Annotated in this window: 6 protein-coding genes; 3 read left to right on the plus strand and 3 right to left on the minus strand. The window is 45.8% G+C overall.

The annotated features are described in order from the left end of the window. Positions 1–50: 50 nt before the first annotated feature. Positions 51–203: an element excision factor XisH family protein gene (locus QUA36_RS30285; RefSeq protein WP_333460048.1), complete on the plus strand. Its 153-nt coding sequence runs from the start codon at positions 51–53 to the stop codon at positions 201–203. Next, positions 191–526 (plus strand): XisI protein, encoded by a 336-nt coding sequence (locus QUA36_RS30290; protein WP_333289440.1) that lies wholly within the window; start codon positions 191–193, stop codon positions 524–526. Before QUA36_RS30285 ends, QUA36_RS30290 begins: the two co-directional genes overlap by 13 nt. 398 nt (positions 527–924) lie before the next feature. On the opposite strand, the gene ileS is transcribed toward QUA36_RS30290, so the two are convergent. The 3 genes from ileS to QUA36_RS30305 form a co-directional block, all read right to left on the minus strand. After that, entirely contained in the window at positions 925–4,515 is a 3,591-nt protein-coding gene (gene ileS, locus QUA36_RS30295; RefSeq protein WP_333460049.1) for an isoleucine--tRNA ligase, read from the minus strand. Between the two features lie 263 nt (positions 4,516–4,778). Beyond that, positions 4,779–5,339, minus strand: a complete 561-nt coding sequence (locus tag QUA36_RS30300; RefSeq protein ID WP_333460050.1) for a Uma2 family endonuclease — start codon at positions 5,337–5,339, stop codon at positions 4,779–4,781. A gap of 146 nt (positions 5,340–5,485) precedes the next feature. Further along, a complete protein-coding gene (locus QUA36_RS30305) occupies positions 5,486–6,502 on the minus strand; it encodes an IS4 family transposase (RefSeq protein ID WP_333460051.1) in 1,017 nt (338 codons plus the stop codon). Between the two features lie 120 nt (positions 6,503–6,622). Between QUA36_RS30305 and QUA36_RS30310 the strand changes: the two genes are divergently transcribed. Then, complete coding sequence (locus QUA36_RS30310; protein WP_333460052.1) at positions 6,623–7,282, plus strand: transposase; 660 nt, start codon at positions 6,623–6,625, stop codon at positions 7,280–7,282. Positions 7,283–7,463 lie beyond the last annotated feature (181 nt).

Below are 7,463 nucleotides of genomic sequence, written 5' to 3' on the forward strand. Positions count from 1 at the left end.
CACCTAAACGGGTCTCAGCTAACTATGTTATTCTACCATAAATATAGTCTGTGTACTTACGCCGAGCTGTACTAGCAGTACCCTTTGATACTTTTGACTCGTTTTTTCAAGAGCCATTTATACAAGAAGCGGTCAATGTGTATCAACTTAAACTCGTCGTTTACGATCCGCAAAAGGAGGTAATTGTGGAATGGAAAGAGTAGAGCATTACCGCCAGTGTATCCGAAAATTGCTAACTCAACAAGCAACGCTAGAAAAGCCTAATCCAGACGTTGAATGCCAGCTTGTTTTTGATTGGGAACACGACCACTATCAGTTACTCGATGTTGGCTGGGAGGGACTAAAGCGGATATACAACTGTTTCATTCATTTGGATATCAAGGATGGCAAAATTTGGATTCAGCGCAATATGACAGAAGTGGATATTGCACGGGAATTTGTCGAGATGGGAGTGTCTGAGGAGGATATTGTGTTGGGGTTGCATCCACCTTACAAGCGTCCGCATACTGGGTTCGGAGTAGCGTAAAGGAAAAGGCGATCGCAGATGATGAAATGTGTTTGCTACTTTTTGTTATTAATATCTTTTTTCTGGGTCGCGCTTCCTGCTGAGGCCTCTGTATGCCGCAATTATCAAAAAAGCGAGATTTGCATTGTCGATATCAAACGCAGTGCAAAAAATTATTGGGAATACAGGGTAATTCTTAGTGTTGATGGAGTGAAAAAGCCTCTAGAAGTCTACAATTGCCGCGATCGCACTACAGTTAAGAAAGATGGAACAGTTTTGGCGTTTGGACAAAACAACCCTGGTGAAATCGTCTGCCGTTTTTTTAATCAGAAATAAGTAAATGAAGTTATTGTAAGGTGCGCTTCGGGGTGAATGTGGCAACCACAAACTCAAGAATTTTTCCCGAAGCGCAGCCTACGTTAGAATTTGTCGTCTACTGCTGAAACGCAGCGTTCGCAAATTAGCGGATGTTCGATCGACTCTCCGACGTGAGTAGAGTAGTTCCAGCAACGATCGCACTTTTCCCCGTCTGCTTTGACTACACCAATCGCCAACTCTGGAGACTGATAACTGTACGGCAATTCCTGAATCGCTGCATTCGATTCTACCAGTTCAACTTCCGAAGTAATGAACAAATACCGCAGTTCGTCTACACCGTTGGCGGTCATTGTAGAATCGTCCGTTACAGCTATTTCAGCAGGAATTTCTGGTTTGGGTTCGATCGCAACTAATTCTGCTTCCGGGATTTGGGGTGTTTCTACAAACACTTTTTCGGCTGGGGCTGTTTGTGCGATCGCCTGTGTTTCTACAAGCACAAGCGCTGCATCTACTGGCGGTGCGAGGACGATCGCCTTTGTTTCTGCAAGTACAAGCGCTGTACTCCGGCCCACCACATCTGCTGTCAGGAAATCAATTTGTTCTGCAATTTTTTGACGGTTGGCGGCAAACAGCAAGTGACGGAAAGCAAACCAGATTGTAAATAAGATGCCGATGACTTCAAAGAAGCCTCCTAACATCGGAATCTGATTCATCGTATCCAAAATCGCCAGCGTTACTCGGCCCGTTATCAACACAGAGGCTAACAGCCCAAGTGTTACCAAAACTTGTTGGTATTCTGTAAAAAAGTTGCCCGCGTATTCAGGCAAATTAGCTACAAACTCGGCGGCTTGATCTAAGATTGGCTGCGAATCTGAAGCCGACAGTTCAGGGACAGAATACTCTACTATCTGAGAAGGTCGATCGCGCTTTTGTGCGATCGTTTCCGCTTTCACATGAATTGTGTTTTCTGTCAACACTTTGGCAACTTTTGCCGCTTGTTCTTCCTGTTTATCTTGTGCTGCTTTTGCTTTCTCCTCTGCCGCTAACTCTATGACTGAATTTTGCGATCGCACATAATCCACCAATTCTTCACTGCTGGGATTCAAAGCTTGCAATTGCTCTCTTTTCTCAACATCGGGAACGTACAATAAAACCTTAGCTTCCAAAGAAGAACCGATCGCCTTTTCCATCCGGGCTTTTTCCAAAACCTTATTAACTTCGCCGCGCACTTGTCGCAAATACTGCCAGCGATTAGCCAATTCTGGATTGTGCCATGAAGCATCCATTTGCACCCAGCCGGCTTCAAACACGGACTTGTAGGGAGTCGGATAGGGAAGGTACTGCCAAATATCCTCGGCCATGTGACACAAAACAGGTGCGATCGCCCTTGCCAAATTCTCCACAGCAATTGCAATCACCGTCTGACAACTGCGGCGGCGACGGGTATCTGTCGCGCTGATGTAAAGTCGGTCTTTGGCAATATCCAAGTAAAAATTAGATAAATCCACCGTGCAGAAATTCTGCACAGTTTGGAAGAATCGGGAAAATTGGAAGCTTTCAAAAGCATCTTGAACTTCCGCAAAAACTTCGCCCATTCTGTGCAGCATATAGCGGTCTATTTCCGGCAATTCCTCGTAAGCAACGGCATTTTTTGCCGGATCAAAGTCGTGCAAATTGCCAAGCAAAAACTTAGCTGTATTGCGAATTTTGCGGTAAACATCCGATTGCTGTTTGAGAATGTTTTTGCCCAACGGCACATCAGCCGAGTAGTCTACCGAAGACACCCACAACCGTAAAACATCGGCTCCATATTCCTTAATTACGACGGCCGGATCGACGACATTTTCTTCAGACTTGCTCATCTTTCGGCCTTTTTCATCGAGCACAAAACCGTGAGTCAAAACTGTTTTGTAAGGAGCAATGCCGTTAGTTGCTACACTGGTAAGTAAGCTGGATTGAAACCAGCCGCGATGCTGGTCTGAACCTTCCAAATAGATATCAGCAGGATAGTTTAATTCCGATCGACCTTGGGCAACTGCGGCCCAGGAAGAACCCGAGTCAAACCACACATCCATCGTGTCTGTACCTTTGCGGTAAGTGCGGCCGTTATTGCGGTAAGATTCCGGCAGCAATTCATCGATCGACAATTCCCACCAAGCATCGGAACCTTTCTCGGCAAAAAGGGCTTGGACATGGGCGATCGTTTCTTGATTCAGCAGCGGTTCGTTGGTTTCTTCGTCGTAGAATACGGGAATCGGAACGCCCCAAGTCCGCTGGCGAGAAATACACCAATCCGATCGATCGCTAACCATTGCAGTAATCCGATTTTCCCCTTGGGCGGGAATCCAATTCACCTCGGCGATCGCTTTTAGGGCTTCATCTCGGAACCCTTCAACCGAGGCAAACCACTGTTCCGTCGCCCGAAAAATTGTTGGTTTTTTGGTGCGCCAATCGTAAGGATAAGAGTGAGCGTAACTTTCCTCTTTAATCAAACAATTTGCTTCCGCAAGGGCATCAATCACTGCGGCATTGCCGTTTCCGAGGACATTTAAACCTGCAAACTGTCCGGCTTCTGCGGTGAAATTTCCGTTTTCATCTACGGGCGTTAAAACTGGCAAACCGCAGCGTTTTCCGACGATAAAGTCTTCTTGTCCGTGCCCCGGTGCGGTGTGCACCAATCCCGTCCCGGAATCAGCGGTAATGTAGTCACCGCCGGCAACAATTGGACTTTCGCGATCGAACAGTGGGTGTTTGTAGCTGCAACCTTCTAATTCTTTGCCTTTGAAGGTGGCAAGTATTTTTAATTCAGTGTTAAAAGTTGCCGACAGCCGATCGACCGCATCGACAGCGACTAACATAAATTGTTGTGCGATGTGGGAATTTGCCGGCGGTTCCACCACCGCATAAGTCAGTTCGGGATTGACTGCGATCGCCAAGTTCGCCGGAATCGTCCAAGGGGTAGTCGTCCAAATCGCCGCCCAGAGGCTCGGCATATAGCGCTTGAGCTTCGACTGCAAAGATTTTGACAACTTTCTCACATGGAAGCCGACGTAGATGCTGCGCGACGTGTGGCCTTCGGGATATTCCAATTCCGCTTCGGCGAGGGCTGTTTTCGAGCTCGGACTCCAGTGAACAGGTTTGAAGCCGCGGTAGATGTAGCCTTTGAGAACCATTTGACCGAAAACGCCGATTTGAGCGGCTTCGTATTCGGGTTTCAGGGTTAAATACGGGTGTTCCCAGTCGCCCCAAACGCCGTAGCGCTGGAAGGATTCGCGCTGCTGTTCCATTGTTTGCTGCGCGAAGGCGGCGGCTTTGCGGCGGAGTTCTATCGGCGTAAGATTTAGCCGATCGTCCGATTTCATGTTTTGCAATACTTTAAGTTCGATCGGCAATCCGTGGCAATCCCAACCGGGAACGTAGCGAACTTTTTTGCCGCGCAGCATTTGGTAGCGGTTGATAAAGTCTTTGAGGATTTTGTTGAGGGCGTGGCCGATGTGGAGTTGTCCGTTGGCGTAGGGTGGCCCGTCGTGCAGGATGAACAATTCGCCTGGGTTATTTTCCGAAAGGCGATCGTAGATTTCTTGATCTGCCCAAAATTGTTGCAATTCTGGTTCGCGCTTGGTGGCGTTGGCGCGCATATCAAACTTTGTTTTGGGCAGGTTTACGGTGTCTTTGTAAGATTTAGCTTCCATTTTTGAGAAACGTTTTATGTAGTTAGTTGTTAGTAGTTAGCGGTTATTTGAAAGATGATATCAAGTCCGGTTAAATAATCATAATCAAGTTTGTAGTGACCACTTTAGTCATCTCTCGTCATTGAAGAGCTGACAACCAGATATTTTAGTATAAGCGATCGACCGCACATTCGATCAAAGCAAATCCGTAGAGTTCTCTCTCTTCTCTTCCTCTGCGCCCTCTGCGCCCTCTGCGGTTAAATCATTCATAAACCGAGGTGGCGCTACTGAGTCAGCCAACTGAACATTTCAGCGACGGTGAGATTGAAGGATTCGGCAAAGGTTGGAACGGGGATGCGATCGCCTGGTTCTTCAGAAACTGCTATGGTGCGATCCTCTGCGAGGGCTTCGCTAACGGCAAAATAGACAAATACCAGTTCTTCTTCCGGGTCAATCAACCAGCCCATCTGGGTTCCGTGGGCGAGACTGTAGAGAATGTTGCGGACGACTTTAGTTTGACTTTGGTCGGGGGAAAGAATTTCGATTGTCCAGTCCGGGGCGATGGCGAAAGTGTTGGCTACTTCGCCGTTTTCGTCGCGGGGAATGCGTTCCCAGGTAAAGACTGCAAGATCGGGTACAGTCGATCGACCGCCAAAGGTACAGCGCAATTCTGGATAGGCGCGGGCGATGCGTTGCGGTTTGAGTACCCGGTTGATGTCAGCACCCAAATCGCTTTGAATGGTGCTGTGTCTTCCTTGGGGCATAGGTTTCTGGATAATTTGACCATCGATGAATTCGCTGGCGGGTTTGGTTTCCGACAGTTGGAGAAATTCATGGAGACTCACTGGGGGGGTGACAAAGAGGCCTAGGAGATAGACCGAATCAGGGTTGCAGCCCGCATACCTTGTTGATAAAAGCGACGTTTATTTGGAGTTAACTTCATTAACTGTTCTACCTCGTCCGAATATTGTTCGAGATAATTAACCCACTTTTATCCATCTAAACCAACACCAAATGTACTCCGTCTTCGATATCTTTTATTAGGCTCTTTGCGGCGAGATACATATTTTTGCACCTGCTTTTTCCTTATTTCAGTACCTTGAAATATTCCCGAACTGTAGGCGAGCGTCATGAGCAAAATCATGTTGATAAGTCTGTGTCCTTTTAAGCTAGTTCCTTCAAGATCGTAGCCTCCTGTTTTACAATCTCGAAACATTTCTTCAATGCCCATCCGTTGCTTGTAAGCATCGATAGCTGCCGGCAATGACCCTAAATCTGTGAGTATAAACCACGCTTCATCAACCTTCCATGCCCCGTAGTTTCTTTTCCACTTACAAGCAACATCAAATCCAGTAGCAGGCTGAGTTTTTCTCACTCTTTTACCTTGAAAATATAAAGAGGTTCCTGGTACTATCCCTAATTCATCTAACCGTTGCCAAACTAAATGTTGCGTTTCGATACAATGATTCTTTTTCAGTCTTAAACAAAAAGATACACCCTTTTCCCTCAGCCAGTTTCCCAAATCGACCGAACAAAATTCACGGTCTCCTAAAACAATGACTTTATATCCGGAAAATAAGGGTAAAACTTGCTGTAAATTGGTTGTTTGTGACTCAAAGTTACTGTTTCCCAATTTTGGCAACAGTGACCAGTATAATGGAATTGCTCTTCGCTCCCAGATTAAGCTAACCATGAACAGATTAATACAGCCCCATTGACTGCGGTCAATTGCGATTGATAAGCGAGTACCAACACGGCAATAAGTGGTCAACCAATAAGTAATTAATGGGAACCAAATTAATTCGATTGTTAAGTGAGGTAAATCTAAAAATCTTTGTAATTTACGTCGCCGACTTTCGGCTGTAATTAGACAGGGAAATACTCGGGAGAGCCGCTCTAATCTGACTTGTTTTTCTGATTGCATCAAGGATAGCAAAATTGTCATCACCAAAAACTGAGATGGCGTCAGGTATTTTTGTAAATGAGTCTGGTAGAATCTTGGTATCATTATTTTTTTGGATAGGCAAGCGTGTAACAACTCTGCTGCCTATCTTTTTTTACCACAAGTTGGCTCAATCCTTACTAAGTATGGGTTTGGGGCGGGTCGTCACCCCCCCAGGGTTTATACATGAGTGCGATTGAGCGTCATCTTCAGGGGGAACGCACAATATCCATTGATGAGATGACAGGTATTCAAGCGACTGAGCGATTAGCAAAAGACTTGCCAATGCGACCTGGCAAAGTCGCAAGAAAGGAATTTGAGTACATTCGTCACGGCACACAAAGCTTAATTGCTAGCTTCGATGTTGCCACGGGTCAAATTGTCGAGCCGACTTGTGGAGATACCAGAACAGAGGTTGATTTTGCTCTTCATATTCGTCGAACAATTGAAACTGACCCTGATGCCCAAAAATGGCATTTGATTATGGACTGCCTGAACACTCATCAGTCTGAGTCTCTGGTTCGTTTGCTTGCAGAAAAAGAAGGTTTGGATATTGACTTGGGTATGAAGGGGAAAAGTGGTATCTTGAAATCAATGAAATCTCGCACTACTTTTTTGTGTGACCCTGCACACCGACTTGTTTTCCATTATACACCGAAACATTCTTCATGGCTCAATCAAATTGAGATTTGGTTCAGTATTTTGGTGCGCCAATTACTCAGAAGAGCAAGTTGTGTCAGTCGCGAGGATTTGAAAAATCGAATCCTGCATTTTATCGACTACTTTAATCAAACAATGGCTAAACCTTTTAAGTGGACATATAAGGGCAAAGTTTTGGCTATTTAATGGTCTGTGGATTTCCGCCTCGCTGTACTAGCTAATTTAGGATGATTACATTTACGTCAAGGAGCTTAACTACACAGAGGCTTTGATTGTTTTCGGAGATGTCTAGTGTCTACAACGGTGTTGAGGTGGGAGCGCAGCAGAAATGTTTAGCCCATCTACGGCGACATTTTAAGAAAGTTCT

Origin of the sequence: Microcoleus sp. Pol10D4, from assembly GCF_036701555.1 — a bacterium.
Classification (GTDB): Bacteria; Cyanobacteriota; Cyanobacteriia; order Cyanobacteriales; family Microcoleaceae; genus Microcoleus.

What these genes read in the sequence shown, in the direction of transcription:
- QUA36_RS30290 (WP_333289440.1), top strand. Translation starts at nt 191, where the DNA reads ATGGAAAGAGTAGAGCATTACCGCCAGTGTATCCGAAAATTGCTAACT.
- ileS (WP_333460049.1), bottom strand. Translation starts at nt 4,515, where the DNA reads ATGGAAGCTAAATCTTACAAAGACACCGTAAACCTGCCCAAAACAAAG.
- QUA36_RS30305 (WP_333460051.1), bottom strand. Translation starts at nt 6,502, where the DNA reads ATGATACCAAGATTCTACCAGACTCATTTACAAAAATACCTGACGCCA.
- QUA36_RS30310 (WP_333460052.1), top strand. Translation starts at nt 6,623, where the DNA reads ATGAGTGCGATTGAGCGTCATCTTCAGGGGGAACGCACAATATCCATT.